The 14,052-nt window shown below is 69.0% G+C and carries 16 protein-coding genes; 13 read left to right on the top strand and 3 right to left on the bottom strand.

What is annotated here, in order from left to right:
- Positions 1 to 4 precede the first annotated feature (4 nt).
- The 7 genes from fdxA to ACWD3H_RS23165 all read left to right on the top strand — a co-directional run bounded on the left by fdxA (position 5) and on the right by ACWD3H_RS23165 (position 5,712).
- Positions 5 to 322, top strand: coding sequence for a ferredoxin (gene fdxA, locus ACWD3H_RS23195; protein WP_350930253.1), 318 nt, complete (start codon positions 5 to 7; stop codon positions 320 to 322).
- Positions 319 to 1,296, top strand: coding sequence for an NAD(P)/FAD-dependent oxidoreductase (locus ACWD3H_RS23190; RefSeq protein WP_355621462.1), 978 nt, complete (start codon positions 319 to 321; stop codon positions 1,294 to 1,296). The genes fdxA and ACWD3H_RS23190 overlap by 4 nt, the downstream gene beginning before the upstream one ends.
- Positions 1,297 to 1,350: 54 nt before the next feature.
- Positions 1,351 to 2,127 carry an IclR family transcriptional regulator gene (locus tag ACWD3H_RS23185; RefSeq protein WP_451956429.1) on the top strand — a complete coding sequence of 259 codons (777 nt, stop codon included), beginning with the start codon at positions 1,351 to 1,353 and terminating at the stop codon, positions 2,125 to 2,127.
- Positions 2,128 to 2,544: 417 nt separating this feature from the next.
- Positions 2,545 to 3,351, top strand: a complete 807-nt coding sequence (locus ACWD3H_RS23180) for a fumarylacetoacetate hydrolase family protein (RefSeq protein WP_355550618.1) — start codon at positions 2,545 to 2,547, stop codon at positions 3,349 to 3,351.
- 50 nt (positions 3,352 to 3,401) lie between these two features.
- Positions 3,402 to 4,559 (top strand): hypothetical protein, encoded by a 1,158-nt coding sequence (locus ACWD3H_RS23175; RefSeq protein WP_451956428.1) that lies wholly within the window; start codon positions 3,402 to 3,404, stop codon positions 4,557 to 4,559.
- Entirely contained in the window at positions 4,556 to 5,329 is a 774-nt protein-coding gene (locus tag ACWD3H_RS23170; RefSeq protein WP_451956427.1) for an HpcH/HpaI aldolase family protein, read from the top strand. Before ACWD3H_RS23175 ends, ACWD3H_RS23170 begins: the two co-directional genes overlap by 4 nt.
- Positions 5,330 to 5,340: 11 nt before the next feature.
- A complete protein-coding gene (locus tag ACWD3H_RS23165) occupies positions 5,341 to 5,712 on the top strand; it encodes a cupin domain-containing protein (RefSeq protein ID WP_451956426.1) in 372 nt (123 codons plus the stop codon).
- 20 nt (positions 5,713 to 5,732) lie between these two features.
- Here the strand turns inward: ACWD3H_RS23165 and ACWD3H_RS23160 are convergent, their stop codons facing one another.
- The gene (locus tag ACWD3H_RS23160) at positions 5,733 to 6,836 is read right to left on the bottom strand and encodes an acetamidase/formamidase family protein (protein WP_451956425.1); all 1,104 of its coding nucleotides are present in this window, start codon (positions 6,834 to 6,836) and stop codon (positions 5,733 to 5,735) included.
- Positions 6,837 to 7,033: 197 nt separating this feature from the next.
- Here ACWD3H_RS23160 and ACWD3H_RS23155 point away from each other — a divergent pair, with 197 nt between their 5' ends.
- The 4 genes from ACWD3H_RS23155 (at position 7,034) to ACWD3H_RS23140 (ending at position 10,142) form a co-directional block, all read left to right on the top strand.
- Entirely contained in the window at positions 7,034 to 8,344 is a 1,311-nt protein-coding gene (locus tag ACWD3H_RS23155; RefSeq protein WP_451956424.1) for an aromatic ring-hydroxylating oxygenase subunit alpha, read from the top strand.
- 19 nt (positions 8,345 to 8,363) lie between these two features.
- Positions 8,364 to 8,882: an aromatic-ring-hydroxylating dioxygenase subunit beta gene (locus ACWD3H_RS23150; RefSeq protein ID WP_355550608.1), complete on the top strand. Its 519-nt coding sequence runs from the start codon at positions 8,364 to 8,366 to the stop codon at positions 8,880 to 8,882.
- On the top strand, positions 8,882 to 9,175 hold the full coding sequence (locus ACWD3H_RS23145) for a Dabb family protein (protein WP_030916912.1): 294 nt from the start codon (positions 8,882 to 8,884) through the stop codon (positions 9,173 to 9,175). The genes ACWD3H_RS23150 and ACWD3H_RS23145 overlap by 1 nt, the downstream gene beginning before the upstream one ends.
- Positions 9,176 to 9,254: 79 nt before the next feature.
- Entirely contained in the window at positions 9,255 to 10,142 is an 888-nt protein-coding gene (locus ACWD3H_RS23140) for a VOC family protein (RefSeq protein ID WP_355550605.1), read from the top strand.
- A gap of 78 nt (positions 10,143 to 10,220) precedes the next feature.
- On the opposite strand, the gene ACWD3H_RS23135 is transcribed toward ACWD3H_RS23140, so the two are convergent.
- Together ACWD3H_RS23135 and ACWD3H_RS23130 are read right to left on the bottom strand one after the other, a co-directional pair.
- A complete protein-coding gene (locus tag ACWD3H_RS23135; RefSeq protein WP_451956423.1) occupies positions 10,221 to 10,775 on the bottom strand; it encodes a hypothetical protein in 555 nt (184 codons plus the stop codon).
- Between the two features lie 450 nt (positions 10,776 to 11,225).
- A complete protein-coding gene (locus tag ACWD3H_RS23130; RefSeq protein WP_355550601.1) occupies positions 11,226 to 11,771 on the bottom strand; it encodes a hypothetical protein in 546 nt (181 codons plus the stop codon).
- A 521-nt stretch (positions 11,772 to 12,292) separates the two neighbouring features.
- On the opposite strand from ACWD3H_RS23130, the gene ACWD3H_RS23125 reads away from it, so the two are divergent.
- Positions 12,293 to 12,700 (top strand): YciI family protein, encoded by a 408-nt coding sequence (locus tag ACWD3H_RS23125; RefSeq protein WP_451956452.1) that lies wholly within the window; start codon positions 12,293 to 12,295, stop codon positions 12,698 to 12,700.
- Positions 12,697 to 13,842 carry an RNA polymerase sigma factor gene (locus tag ACWD3H_RS23120; protein WP_451956422.1) on the top strand — a complete coding sequence of 382 codons (1,146 nt, stop codon included), beginning with the start codon at positions 12,697 to 12,699 and terminating at the stop codon, positions 13,840 to 13,842. The genes ACWD3H_RS23125 and ACWD3H_RS23120 overlap by 4 nt, the downstream gene beginning before the upstream one ends.
- The last annotated feature ends 210 nt before the right edge of the window (positions 13,843 to 14,052 follow it).

Below are 14,052 nucleotides of genomic sequence, written 5' to 3'. Positions count from 1 at the left end.
ACTGATGGTCTACGTCGTGACCGACGCGTGTGTGGACGTGCAGGACAGATCGTGTGTCGAGGAGTGCCCGGTCGACTGCATCTATGAGGGCGACCGGATGATGTACATCCATCCGGATGAGTGCGTCGACTGTGGCCGGTGCGAACCCGCCTGCCCGGTGATGTCGATCTTCCATCAGGAGGACCTCCCGGCGGAGGCGACCAGGTTCGCCGAGATCAACGCCGAGTTCTTCGCCGATCTGGGCTCTCCCGGCGGGGCCAGGAAGGTCGGCCGTACCGGCAGCGACCATCCCGCCGCGGTGCCTCCCGGCGGTGGGGCGTGACGGCGTACGACGTCGATCTGGTGATCGTCGGCGCGGGCCCCTCGGGGCTGTACGGCGCCTACTACGCGGGCTTTCGCGGCATGTCCGTCGCCGTGATCGACTCGCTGCCCGAGCCCGGCGGCCAGATCTCGGCGCTCTACCCGGAGAAGGACATCTTCGACATCGCGGGGTTCCCCGCGGTGAAGGGGCAGCGGCTGGTCGACGAGCTGATGACGCAGGCGGCTCAGGCCGATCCGCTCTTCCTGCTCGGGGAGAGCGCCTGCGAACTGCTGCACGACGAGGAGGGCGTGGAGGTCGTCACCGACGCGGGTACCCGGGTGCGCGCCAAGGCCATGCTCCTCACCGGGGGCATCGGCACCTTCACCCCTCGGGAGCTGCCCGTGGGCGAGGAGTACCTGGGCCGGGGGTTGCGCTACTTCGTCCGCAGGCTGGACGAGGTGGCCGGCCACGACGTCGTGGTGGTCGGCGGCGGAGACTCCGCGGTGGACTGGGCACTCGCCCTGGAACCGCTGGCTCGCTCGGTGACGCTCGTGCACCGCAGGCCCATCTTCCGCGCGCACGAGCGCAGCGTGGCGACGCTGCACGCGTCGTCGGTACGGGTGCTGACGCCGTACGAGGTCGCCGAGATCGGCGGCGACCCCCTTCTCGGTGAGGTCGTCGTCGAGAAGGTCAAGGAGGGCGACCGCGTCACGCTGCCGGCCCAGACCGTGGTGGCGGCGCTCGGTTTCATAGCCGACCTCGGGCCTGTCCAGAAGTGGGGCCTTGAGCTGCGTAAACGGCACGTCCTCGTCGACCGGTCGATGAGGACGAACCTGCCCAGGGTGTTCGCCGCCGGGGACATCAGCGACTATGACGGCAAGGTCCGGCTGATCTCCGTCGGGTTCGGCGAGGCCGCCGCGGCGGTCAACAACCTGGCGCCGCTGGTGAATCCCGCCCTCGGTACCACGCCCGGCCATTCTTCCGATGCGGCCTGAGTTCGACAGTCGGTAGAGTCCGGTCCAACGGATGGTCTGTGCGGAGGAGTCGGCATGGCGGATCAGGCGCACCCCGGCGACGTCGACGTGGCCGACGAGGTGCCCGCCATCCAGACGGTGCGGCGCGCCGCGCTGATCCTGAGTGGTTTCACCATCGAGCGTCCCTGGCTGAGCCTCAATGAGATCACCACGCGCCTGGGGGTCAGCAAGCCCACCGCCCACCGGTACGCCAGGGCGTTGCGGGCGGCCAACCTGCTCCGCTACGACCCGCGTAGCGCGCTGTACTCGCTCGGTCCCCAGCTGCTCGGGCTGGAGGCCGCCGCGCGGGCCGGGCTGCCCATCGCCGCGGCCGCCGCTCCCCACCTCGAACTGCTCATGCGCGAGATCAACCAGACGGTCGTGCTCAGCGTCTGGAACGGTGAGTGCCCGGTGGTGGTCAGCTGCGTGGACAACACCCTCGGCGACATCCGGCTGAGCGTCCGTACCGGCTCGCAGCTTGACGTCACCCGCTCGGCCCAGGGCCGGATCTTCTGCGCCTACCTGCCTGTGGGAGAGGTACCCGGGCTCGCGCGGCGGCTGCGGGCCTCCGCGGAGCTGCGTGAACTCCTCAAGGAGGTCCGGCGGACCGGGCTCGCGATCAACTCTCCGGTGGATCACGGGGTGCGCGTGCTCGCGGCGCCGATCTTCGAGGGTGACCAGGTGGTCGCCTCGATGGCGGTCCTCGGCACGGTGGCCTCCCTCGCGGGCGACCTGGAGACGCAGGCCGCCGCCGTGCTGCTGGGGGTGGCGCGCGAGCTGTCGCGCGAGCTGGGCGGCACCACGTCCGTCTGAGTGTGGGCCAGCGGGCTCGGAAGCGGAAGTCACGGCGCGGCGGCGTGTCCCGTCGGCGTGCGTTCTCGCTGATCAGACATTCTTTCCGGAAATCGCAGGTGATCTCCCGCAGCGTTCAAGCACGCCTGCGATGTGACGCAATGCGAGATGTGATTCCGCATCTTGACACGTGCCAAGCGTTCCTCGTACGTTCATGAAGCCCGGTTGACCTGGCACGGCGGTGGGGAACCCGGCCACTGGCGCGACCGCCCGCCGATGCCCCAAGAAAAACCACCCCCTGAACCCTCGCCGTCTCCCCGGACCGGCGGCGAGAGGAGTAGGAGCAAGCATGGGTATGCGACGCGCAGGGGCCGTCATGGCCTTCGCGACAGTCCTCCTCGCCACCGCCTGCGGCGGCTCGCTCTCCGGGGAGGAGGCATGAACCTGATCGCCACGCCGCGTGGCCTGGCACGTCTCGACGGTGACGGCGCCGTCCTGCTGGACCTGCCCTTCGCCGATGTGGCGGAGCTGCTCGCGGCGGGTGAGGGCTTCGCCCCCGCGCACGCCGCGCGGGAGCGGGGCCGGATCGAGCCGGGGGAGCTCCTGGCCCCGCTGGGCGGCACCGGGGCCATCTGGGGTGTGGGGCTGAACTACCTGTCGAAGGCACGGCTGACCGGGCGGGCCGTCCCCTCGGAACCCATCCTCTTCCTCCGGTCGCCCTCGGCGGTGTCCGCGCCGGGAGCGGAGGTGACGCTGCCGCAGGACCGTTCCAGCCAGGTGGACTACGAGGGCGAGGTCGCCTTCGTGATCGGGCGGCCGATGCACCGCACCCCGCCCGGTGAGGTGTGGAGGCACATCGCCGGCATCACGGCGGCCAACGACATGACCGCGCGTGACGTCATGGTCGCCACCGCGACCCCCACCCTGGCCAAGAGCTTCCCCGGCTTCGGCGCGCTCGGTGCCTCGGTGCTCGAACTCTCGGCGGTCGACGACCCCGAGAAGATCACTGTCAGGACCAGCGTGAACGGAACGGTCCGGCAGGACTCCAGCACGGCGGAACTGATCTTCGCCGTGCCCGAGCTGATCTCCAGGATCTCCCACTTCGCCGCGCTGCGACCCGGCGACGTCGTGCTGACCGGCACCCCGGCGGGCACGGGCCAGGACCGCGGGGTCTTCCTGCGTCCCGGTGACGAGGTGGAGGTGTCCGTCGCCGGCGTGCTGCCGCTGCGCACCCGGTACCGCTGAGTTCCCCCCTTCCCAGAGCCTTCGCAGTTCCCTGAGATGAGAGATATGAGATGACCGAGATTTCGTTCGACCTTGTTCTGTCCGGCGGCACCGTCTTCGACCCCGTGGCGGGCACTCACTCGGTCACCGACGTGGCCGTGACCGACGGCCGCGTCGCGCGCATCGCGCCCTCGCTCGCCGCGCAGGCCGGGGAGGTCGTCGACTGCGCGGGCAAGTGGGTCATGCCGGGCCTGGTCGAGGGGCACACCCATGTCTTCGAGAACGTCTCGAAGGTGGGGGCGCCGCCGGACGAGGCCCATCTGGGCCGGGGAGTGGTCGCCGCCGCCGACGCCGGTACGGTCGGCGCCTCGACCTTCGCCGCCTTCCGCGAATTCGTGGTCCGGCCCGCCGAGATGCGCCTGGTCAACTTCCTCAACGTCTCGGTGCTCGGGCTGATCGACTTCCGTTTCGGCGAGCTGCTCAACCCGGACACGCTGGTCGCCGAGGACGCGCTGGCCGTGGCGCGGGACAACCCGGACGTGGTCCGCGGCTTCAAGATCCGTCTCTCCGAGGACGTGGTCGGCTCGGCCTGGCGCTCGCTGCTCAAGAGCTCCCTCGCGTTGGCCGCCGACGCGGGTCTGCCCCTCATGGTCCACATCGGGGAGACCGAGGAGCCGCTGCCCGAGGTTCTGGGGATGCTCCGCCCGGGGGACATCGTCGCGCACTGCTACACCGGCAAGCCGCACGGCATCCTCGACGACGACAAGGTCATTCCCGCGGTGCTCGACGCACGGGCTCGCGGGGTCCTCTTCGACAGCGCCCACGGCAAGAGCAATCTCAGCTTCGAGGTCGCCAGGAAGGCGATCGCCGAGGGCTTCCTGCCCGACCTGCTCACCTCCGACACCAGCGCCAGGAACTGGCGCGGGCCGGTCTTCGACCTGATCACCAGCGCCGCCAAGCTGCGGGCGCTCGGCATGACCATGGACGAGATCGTGCCGCGGATGACCATCGCCCCCGCCCGGCGGCTCGGCCTGGACACCGAGGGGTACGGCACCCTCGTCGAGGGCGGTCCCGCCCACGTCACGGTGCTGGAGGACACCGAGGAGACGACCCTGCCCGACGCGGCGGGCAACTCGATCGTGGCACCCAGGCTGGAGCCGGCCCTCGTCCTGCACGGCGGGCAGCGGGTGGAGACGACGCCCTGGCGCGGCCTGGGCACCGGCCGGTGACGCCGGTCGTCGAGGCGAGACGGAGGCTGCGGAGCGCGCTGGCCGGTGGAGGCCGGGTCGTCGGCACGTTCGTCAAGCTGCCCACCGTCGACTCCGTGGATCTCGCCCGGCAGGCCGGGTTCGACTTCGTCGTCGTCGACCTGGAGCACTCCTCGCTGTCGGCGGAGACGGTGATCTCCCTGGTGCGGCATGCCGCCGCGACGGGCATCCCGGCCCTGGTCCGGGTGCCCGTCGTGGATCCGCCGCTGATCAACAGGGTGCTGGAGGCGGGCGCGGCGGGAGTGCAGCTCTCGACGCTGACCGCCGCCGCCGAGAGCGCCGCCCTGGTCGCCGCGGCCCGCTACGCCCCGCATGGGCGGCGGAGCATCAGCCTCTCCCACCCGACCGCCGGCTTCGGCGCCGTGGACCTGGCGGCGTACCTGGCGGCGGAGGCGGCGGAGCCGCCGCTGCTCGTCGGGCAGATCGAGACCGCCACCACCTGTGACCCGCTGCCAGAGCTGCTGGACGGCCTGGACGTGGCCTTCGTCGGTACCACCGACCTGGCCGTCAGCCTGGGCCTCCCCGGTGCGGAGGTGCTGCTCGCGCGGGTGAGGGAGATCGTCGACGCGGCCCGTTCCGTCGGGGTGGCATCGGGCGGCTGGCTCGCCCGTGCGGACGCCGAGCTGGCCGCCGGGAGCGGCCTCGGCGCCGCGCGTTACCTCATCGTCGGCTCGGACCTGCAACTCCTCGGTTCGGCCCTGCGCGAGGTGATGGACAAGTGGGATCAATGAAAGGAATGCCCGTGTTCAACCAGCGGCTGTACGCCACCGCCGTCAACTGGGACGACATCCCCGCGACCGAGATCCGGCCGGGTGTCCGGCGCAAGGTGTACTCCACTGACGAGATCATGCTCGCCTGGCACGAACTGGCCGTCGGCATGACGCTCAACCCGCACAAGCACGACGACTTCGATCAGCTCGTACTGATCCTGCAGGGCAGGTGCAACTACTACGTCGACGGCGTGCCGCACGAGATGTCCGCGGGTTCGATGATGCTGGTCCCCCGGGGGGCCGAGCACTACGTCGAGCCCACCGAGGGGCCGTGCGTCAACGTCGACGTGTTCAGTCCCCCGCGGGCGGACTTCGGCGACTCCGTCTGGCTGCCCGGGAGCTAGCATCCCGGGCGGCCCGGTGGCTACCGCCCGAAGTCGGCCTTCCTGATCAGGCAGTGCACCCCCTTGACCTGGTCGACGACCTGGCTGACCTCGAAGTCGGCCGCCGCGCTGAGGTAGGCGAGCGCCCTTGAGCGTTCCATGCCCTGGGTGAGTTCGAGGAACGTCACGGCTGCCCGTACGGCACGCCGCATGGCCTCGTTGAGGTCTGTGTGCAGGCCGACGGGGAGCCAGTGGGTCGAGGTCTCGGCGAACGGCTCACCGAGCGTGCCAAGGAGCGGACCGGCCTCCTTGGCGGGGATCACCGACAGGCGCAGTGTGGCGCGCAGCGGTGCCTCAAGCGCGGTCAGGGCGACCTCGCCGTCGCCCTGGGCGTAGTGCGGGTCGCCCGCGTAGAACCCGGCACCCGGGACCTGTACCGGCAGGTAGAGGCTGGACCCGACCCGCAGCTCGTTGATGTCGAGGTTCCCGCCGAAGGAGCCGGGCGGCACCGAGTGGACCTGGTCGCCGGTGTCGACCGCCACCCCCATCAGGCCCAGGAACGGCGCGAGCGGGAAGCGCGCCGCCCGCCCCTCGCCGAACGGGATGACGCCGTGCAGGCGCCCGGCCTCCTCGACCACCTCGGTGAAGACGCAGACGCTGTTGTACTCCCGCGCGCCGTCCGCGAGCGGGCCGGTGTCGGCGGCGGTCTCGGGGAACTCCCCGGGGAGCGCGCCGTAGCCGTGCCTGCTGCTGATGAACCCGTACGGCGCCCGGATCAGCAGGCTGAGCACGTCCACCTTGAGCACGTCGCCGGGTTGGGCCCCGGCGACGGAGATCGGCCCCGTCACCACGTGCGGGCCGTCGTTGTCGTAGTCGTGGGCGACGTCGGAGGCGGCCAGGTCGCGTGCGTCGGTGAGCACCTGGTCGGCGCCGACGCCGAATCCGGCGAGGTAGGAGACCGGGTCACGACCCTGGTCCTCCAGGATTCCCTCGTGACTGAGAGTATCGATGGTGACGGTGTCGCCGGACTCGACACGGAGTACGTGCTGGTGGTCGCGATTGGGCAACAGGCCCCAGAGGCTGGTGTCCGGGCTGGTGGGGAGGTAGTGGGAACCATCGATGCGGCCGGTCTTCGGCTGGAGCATTGTCCCTCCACGGGGGATACGTCGCTGTCACCGGCTGAGAAAACTCGACAAGTGTTGCGTCGCCGTTAACGGGGAGTAACCGAAGATTTCGGTGCGAAGACTGGCACTTGACACCGAGATGGCGTGGTAGCAGCATCACATAGCGAGATGGCATCTCGAATTCTCGTTCAAAGTCCGTAGGAAGGCCAGGCGCCGCGATGACGCAGCTGACACAGGGATATCCGATCTCCTCCCTCGTGAAGGAGGATGGGGAGGCGTTGTCGTTCAAGGTGCACAGGTCCGCCTACCGGTCAGATGAGGTCTTCCAGGCGGAGATCTCCCGGATCTGGGGGCACACCTGGCTCTACCTCGGCCACGAGACGGAGATCCCCAAGCCGGGTGACTTCAAGACGAGGACTCTCGGCGGGCGTCCGCTGATCTTCTGCCGCGACTCCTCCGGCGAGGTCCAGGTCTTCCTCAACGCCTGCACCCACCGGGGCACCGTGCTCTGCCGGCACAGCGAGGGCAACACGAAGTTCTTCCAGTGCTTCTACCACGCATGGGTGTTCAGCAACTCGGGTGATCTCTCGGCGCTGCCCGGCGACGACGCGTACGTCGACGTGCCGGAGTTCCGCGAGGCGATGAAGCTGCGCTCGGTGCCCAGGATCCAGAGCCACGAGGGCTTCGTGTTCATCGCCTTCGACCCGGACGTGCCCGACCTGATGACCCACCTCGGCAAGGCCGCCCACTACATGTCGCTGACCGCGAAGATCGGTCCCGCGGGCATGGAGACCGTGCCCGGGGTGCAGCTGTACTCGGTCAAGGGCAACTGGAAGCTCGCGGTCGAGAACGCGATGGACGGCTACCACTTCGCGCCCACCCACAACACCTTCGTGGGCTACCTGCGCGAGACCGGCTTCGCCGTCACCGACGACGACCAGTACGCCTACGACCTCGGCGGCGGCCACGGACTGCTCATCCTGACCGGCCACAACGGGCGGATCGGCATGGTCTGGGAGCCGAGGTTCGGCGAGGCGGAGAAGGAGCGGACGGCTCTCAAGCGCCAGGAGATGGAGGATCGGCTCGGCCCCGAGCCGGCCAAGGAGGTCGCCGACGCCAGTCGTATCCTCTTCGTCTTCCCCAACCTGCTCCTGTTCGACCTGGAGGCGCTGACCATCCGTCAGCTCGATCCGGTCTCCGCCGGCCAGACCAGCGTGCGGGCCTGGCAGTTCGTCGAGGTGGACGAGCCCGCCGAGGTGCGGGCACTGCGGATCAAGACGATGGTCAGCTTCGTCGGTCCCGGCGGCCTCGCGACGCCGGACGACATCGAGGCGTACGAGGCGGTGCAGCGCGGGATCGAGGCGACCGCGAACGCGGCGGACCCCGCCTTCGACTGGAGTGACATGTCGCGCGGCATGGCCAACGAGAAAAAGGGCAACCAGGGCCGTTCCATCGACGAGGGCGCGATGCGCAGCTTCTGGCGTCACTGGGCCACCGTCGTGGACCAGGACGTCGTGGGCCAGGACTGAGCGGGCCGGGACCGAGTCGATGGACGGTAAGAAGAGTAAGGAGAGCGCCGTGGGCGGCAGGACCATCACCCGGCACGAGGTGGAGGACTTTCTCTATCGCGAGGCGTCGCTGCTCGACGAGTGGCGCCTCGACGAGTGGTTCGCCCTCTTCGAGGAGGGCGGACGGCTGGAGGTCGCCACCACCGACTGGAAGGGCTGGGACAGCTCGGAGGCCGGCTCCTTCATGTGTGACGACTACGATCTCATCAAGGCCAGGGTGAAGCGGCTCAAGAGCCGTAAGGCGCACGCGGAGAACCCGCACTCCAGGACCCATCGGATGATCTCCAACGTGCTCATCCTGGAACAGGGCGACAAGACGGTCTGGGTGAGTGCCAACTTCATCGTCCACCGCTACCGCGACGGTGGGACCTACAGCTACGTGGGCCGCTACGAGCACGTCCTGCTGATCGAGGACGAGGGGCTCCGCTTCAGGCTCCGCAGGTCGATTCCCACCATGGAGGCCATGGACGCGGGCGCACGGCTGAGCTTCATCCTCTGATGATCAAGCACATGCTGGTCTTCCGCTTCAAGGAGGACGTACCTGCCGAGACGGTGGCGGCGGTCCTGGCGGAGCTGGAGACGTTCCCGAGCAGGTATCCGGCCATGCGTGACTGGGCCTGCGGTCCCAACGTCAGCACGCGCGACACGAGCATGACGCACGGCTTCGTCGTCGGGTTCGACTCCGAGCAGGAGTTGCTGGACTACCTGCACAGCTCCTCGCACGAGGAGTTCGTGCGGCTGCGCTGGCGGCCGGTGATCGAGCGGCAGGCCATCGTCAGCCTGCACTGCTGATCCCGCCGCGACGCCCGCGCCGACCGGCGCCACACGACGAGCACGCCACGAAGAACCAAGAAGGAATGAGGAAGGCACCATGACAGCTGACGCCCGTCCCCGGGCACCGTACGGGATGGAGTACGCCCGGATCGCGGTGCCGGATATGGCAGAGACCATTGAGTTCCTCCAGTATCACGTGGGTCTCCAGCTCGAACAGCACGACGACGAGTACGCCTACCTGCGCGCCGACATCGAGCACCACTGTGTGGAACTGCTCCACGAGCCCGGCAGGGAGACGTCGCACACGGTCGCGATCGGCTTCAGCGTGGAGTCCGACGAGGTCCTCGACGACCTGAGGGAGAGGGTGCTCGCGGCGGGGCTGGAGGTGCTGCCCCTGCAGGACAGGATGAAGGGCCTGTGCCAGCGCGGCTTCGGCGTGAGCGACCCGAACGGGCTGATCGTGGAGCTGTTCACCGAGTTCCAGGAGTACGCCGAGGCGCCCGTCATCGAGCTGCGTCCGCTCGACCTCGTGCACCCTTTCATCGCCACCGACAAGTACGACGAGTCCCTGGCCTTCTACACCGGGGTGCTCGGCTTCATGGCCTCCGACTACGTCGGGGACGGCACCGTGTTCCTGCGGGCCGAGGACCGTTACCACCACAGCCTGGCCCTGCAGCGCAACAACGAGTACTACGTCGCCCACCTGTGCTTCATGATGAAGAGCCTCGACCACGTCATGCGCGGCAGGGCACGCGCCCTGTACAAGGGGGTGCCGATCGCCTCCGACATGGTCAACCACTCCGCGTCGACCTCGATCGCCTTCTACATGTTCGAACCCAAGCACGGGCCCAGGTACGAGCTGTGCGACGGCCACCGGGTCTTCACCCCCGAGGAGCACGAGACGCACCGGCCGCGCAGGATGGCCGTCGACCCGCGCAACATCGACGTCTGGCGCGCCGCCGCCGACGACTGGGGCCGTTTCTGAGCGGTGTCCCCGAACGGAGAAGGCGAGCAGCCCCGGCCCGCGACGGGCCGGGGCTGCTCGCCTTCTCGGTGGGTGTGGTTAGCCCACGATCCTGGTCTTGACCTTCTTCACGAAGTACCAGCCCTTGGTACCCAGACGCTCCAGCTCCTCCCGGGAGAGGTCCTCGGCGCCGGTCTGGAGGTCGTAGGTGTCGACGCCCAGGATGGCCTCGGCGGTCCGCCCCGACTTCTTGCCGAGCTTCACCGTGATCGTGATGATCTCGTAGTCATCGATCTCAAGGGCGTAGGGGGTAAAGCACCAGAATCCGTCTTTGAAGTTGTCGCATTCCGTGCCCCTGGGCGCGGAGATCGCAGTGACCTTGGAGTGCTTGGGCAGCAGGCCGCCCATGTAGAAGGCGTCGGCCGCGTAGGGGCCCTTGTTGACGGCCTTGATCTTGTAAGTGACCTTTCCGCCGGCCTTGACCTTCTTCGGAGCGGAGACGCTGACCGTGAAGGAGGAGAACGGTTCGGCCGCGGCCTTGACCGCCGCCGGCACCTGCGCGGGAGCCGCCGAGGCGGGGGTGGCGAACAGCATGCCGCCGGCCAGCGGGGCGACCAGAGCAAGAGCGGCGATCTTGGAGATCGGGTGGCGCATCAAACGTCTCCCAGCTGAAGAGTTAAGGGGACGCCTGGAACGCCCCATAAAGTTCCAGCGTTTTATCACACATATAGATGTGGGGAGAAATCATATTTCGCTATGTGATTTAGGTGGAACACCTGGCGCGGCGCCGTACCGGGTGGAGGTGCCGGGCGGGGCAGGGCCACACCGACCGGCACGCCTCGTGCGATCCGGGGCCCGGAGTGATCTGAGGCTCGAAAGGGCCGGGACTTCGCGCTGTGCAGAGGCCTGGGCCTCGTGAGGAACCCGAACCGGGAAAGGCCGGGTTTTGAAAATGCCTTAAAGGCGCACTAAGAGGATTTTAGGGGATGAAACCGGCTGGGGCTGTTTTCCGCGCGTGCCGCGTCGTCGACGTACGGGGCGTCACGATCGTCGCTGTTTTCGGCGATCGCCCCAGGGGGACGGCGGCACGCGCGGAACGCGCGGTTAGCGGAGCACCCGGGTCTTCACCCGCACGTACTTGACGTCGCTGCCGATGTCGATGCCGTGGATGTCGAAGGTGCCGAGCCCGCCCGCGGGGACGTCGATCGAGGCCGAGCCGAAATCGGCGGCCGCGGTGCCCCTGGCGCTGTTCTTCAACCAGACCCTGACCTTGATGGTGGCCGTCTTTCCGGGGTTCAGGGTGTCGAGCAGGCAGCCCACCTCGCGGCCGGAGATCTCGCAGTACGACCCGGCGGGCTTGCGGATGACGCGGACCTTGGAGACCTGCGAGGGAAGGTAGCCGCCGATGTAGGCGATGTCGGTGTACCACTTGCCCACGTTCTTGGTCGTGAGCGTGTAGACGTACGAGTCACCCGCCCAGGCCCTGCGAGGGTAGGTGACGGTCAGCTTCAGCGGCGCGAGCGGCTTGTCGGCGTGGACCGTCCCCTGCGGGGCGGTGATCCGGGGAGCCGCGGCGTTCGCGGTTCCAGGGGTGAGCAGCATGCCTCCCGCCAGGGCGATGGCGGCGAAGGCGGTCAGGTGCCGGCGCATTTCTTTACTCCAGTCGGAATTCGGTGATCCCCCGTTGGTTAATGAGATCAGCATGTGGGAGCTCACTTGGAGATTCCTTGTGACTGACTGGCCGACCGAACGGTGAGCGGTTGGACGACGCGTCGGGTGCCCGCCGCGGCCCGGTCCTCGCCTCCCTCACCCGGGGGTCTCGGCAGCAATGGGGCAGAATCCAACGAACCCACCTCTGACCTGGGGTTACTTGGGTTTGGGGGACGCCTGACGATTCGCGGTGCGCGGACAAGGCCTACTCCTGCCGGCCGCACCGGGTGCCGATCGGGAAGCGGCGATCCGACGCGGCCGGGTCTGGCTCACCACCGTGCCCTTCGCGCCTTGGACGCGAAGGGACTCCCTGTGCCCATCTGTGGCGCCTGGGAGTGCGCGGAGTCTTTGAAGTCCGCCAGGAAATGTCGCGGCGGGATGTCGAGAACCCGAGCGCGGCTTCGTCCCCGGAGTGAACACGGCCACAATGGGCCGTACCGCACTGAACTGAGGAGAACATGATGGCCAAGTACCTGCTGCTCAAGCACTACCGGGGCGCGCCGGCATCGGTCAACGACGTGCCGATGGACCAGTGGACGCCGGAGGAGCTTTCGGCCCACCTGCAGTACATGCGGGACTTCGCCGCTCGGCTCGAGGGCACCGGCGAGTTCGTCGACGGTCAGGCGCTCTCCCCGGAGGGCACGTTCGTCCGCTACGACGGCGAGGGGCGGCCGCCGGTCACCGACGGCCCGTTCGCGGAGACCAAGGACCTGATCGCCGGCTGGATGGTGATCGACGTCGAGACCTACGAGCGGGCGCTCGAGCTGGCCGGCGAGTTGTCCGCGGCTCCGGGTGCGGGTGGGAAGCCGATCCACGAGTGGCTCGAGGTGCGCCCGTTCTACGCCGAGCAGCCCACGGTAACCGAGTGAACGAGTCGCTGCTGCGGGAGCTGGTGCCCGCGGTGATCGGTGTTCTCGTCCGTCGTGGAGCCGACTTCGCGGCGGCCGAGGACGCCGTGCAGGACGCCCTGGTCGAGGCCGTGCGCGTGTGGCCGGACGACCCGCCGCGGGACCCCAAGGGCTGGCTGGTCACCGTGGCCTGGCGTAAGTTCCTCGACGCAGCCCGCGCCGATACCTCCCGACGGCATCGCGAGGTACGTGTCGAGGGCGAGCCCATGCCCGGCCCGGGCGAGGTGGTGGACGACACGCTCCAGCTGTACTTCCTGTGCGCGCGCCCGTCCCTGACACCGGCTTCGGCCGTCGCGCTCACGCTGCGCGCGGTCGGCGGCCTGACCACGCGTCAGATCGCGCAGGCCTACCTCGTGCCGGAGGCGACCATGGCCCAGCGGATCAGCAGGGCCAAGCGGGCCGTCTCAGGCGTCCGGTTCAACCAGCCCGGTGACGTCGCCACGGTGCTGCGCGTGCTCTACCTGGTCTTCAACGAGGGCTACTCCGGCGACGTCGACCTCGCCGGCGAGGCGATCCGGCTCACTCGCCGGCTGGCGGCCAAGGTCAACCATGAGGAGGTCGCGGGCCTGCTCGCGCTCATGCTGCTCCACCACGCACGGCGCCCGGCACGGACCGGCCCCGACGGCAGGCTCGTGCCTCTTGCCGAGCAGGACCGCGGCCTGTGGAACACCCGTCTGATCGCCGAGGGCGTCGACGTGCTCCAGGCAGCCCTCACCCGCGACCGCCTGGGCGAGTTCCAGGCCCAAGCCGCCATCGCCGCGCTCCACGCCGACGCCCGGACGGCCGAGGAGACCGACTGGGTGCAGATCGTCGAGTGGTACGACGAACTGGTGCGCCTCACCGACAGCCCGGTGGCCCGCCTCAACCGGGTCGTCGCGGTCGGTGAGGCCGACGGCCCGCGGGCCGGCCTGGCCGCCCTGGCGGGGCTCGACCCCGCCCTGCCCCGCCACGCCGCCGTCGCGGCGTACCTACACGAGCGTGACGGTGACCCGGTGACCGCGGCACGGCTCTACGCCGAAGCTGCCCGATCGGCGCCCAGCCTCCCCGAACGCGACCACCTCACGCGACAGGCCGCACGGCTCAACGCGCAGCTGCGCAGTTGAGCGGCGGGCGTTCACCGACCCGATGGGGATGGTCTGCTCACCCCGTTGGCCGGCCGGACCGCGTCACCTGCCGTTCAAGAGGCCGACATCCCGTGCTCCTCGCTCCTGACCAGCGATCACCGTAAGAGGAACCCCCACCGGACACCCGGCACCGATCGCGCGTCGGGTTCATCACCGTCGACATCGAAGCCGAGCTCATCGAGGGGTGGC

It is taken from the genome of Streptosporangium sp. NPDC002607 (assembly GCF_053592655.1).
Note: the sequence above shows the minus strand (reverse complement) of the source record. Positions and strands in the feature narration are given on the sequence as shown.

Excerpts from the sequence above, each read along its gene's own strand:
- fdxA (WP_350930253.1), top strand. The coding sequence starts at position 5 with ATGGTCTACGTCGTGACCGACGCGTGTGTGGACGTGCAGGACAGATCG.
- ACWD3H_RS23185 (WP_451956429.1), top strand. The coding sequence starts at position 1,351 with ATGGCGGATCAGGCGCACCCCGGCGACGTCGACGTGGCCGACGAGGTG.
- ACWD3H_RS23180 (WP_355550618.1), top strand. The coding sequence starts at position 2,545 with ATGAACCTGATCGCCACGCCGCGTGGCCTGGCACGTCTCGACGGTGAC.
- ACWD3H_RS23175 (WP_451956428.1), top strand. The coding sequence starts at position 3,402 with ATGACCGAGATTTCGTTCGACCTTGTTCTGTCCGGCGGCACCGTCTTC.
- ACWD3H_RS23160 (WP_451956425.1), bottom strand. The coding sequence starts at position 6,836 with ATGCTCCAGCCGAAGACCGGCCGCATCGATGGTTCCCACTACCTCCCC.
- ACWD3H_RS23155 (WP_451956424.1), top strand. The coding sequence starts at position 7,034 with ATGACGCAGCTGACACAGGGATATCCGATCTCCTCCCTCGTGAAGGAG.
- ACWD3H_RS23150 (WP_355550608.1), top strand. The coding sequence starts at position 8,364 with ATGGACGGTAAGAAGAGTAAGGAGAGCGCCGTGGGCGGCAGGACCATC.
- ACWD3H_RS23145 (WP_030916912.1), top strand. The coding sequence starts at position 8,882 with ATGATCAAGCACATGCTGGTCTTCCGCTTCAAGGAGGACGTACCTGCC.
- ACWD3H_RS23140 (WP_355550605.1), top strand. The coding sequence starts at position 9,255 with ATGACAGCTGACGCCCGTCCCCGGGCACCGTACGGGATGGAGTACGCC.
- ACWD3H_RS23135 (WP_451956423.1), bottom strand. The coding sequence starts at position 10,775 with ATGCGCCACCCGATCTCCAAGATCGCCGCTCTTGCTCTGGTCGCCCCG.
- ACWD3H_RS23130 (WP_355550601.1), bottom strand. The coding sequence starts at position 11,771 with ATGCGCCGGCACCTGACCGCCTTCGCCGCCATCGCCCTGGCGGGAGGC.
- ACWD3H_RS23125 (WP_451956452.1), top strand. The coding sequence starts at position 12,293 with ATGGCCAAGTACCTGCTGCTCAAGCACTACCGGGGCGCGCCGGCATCG.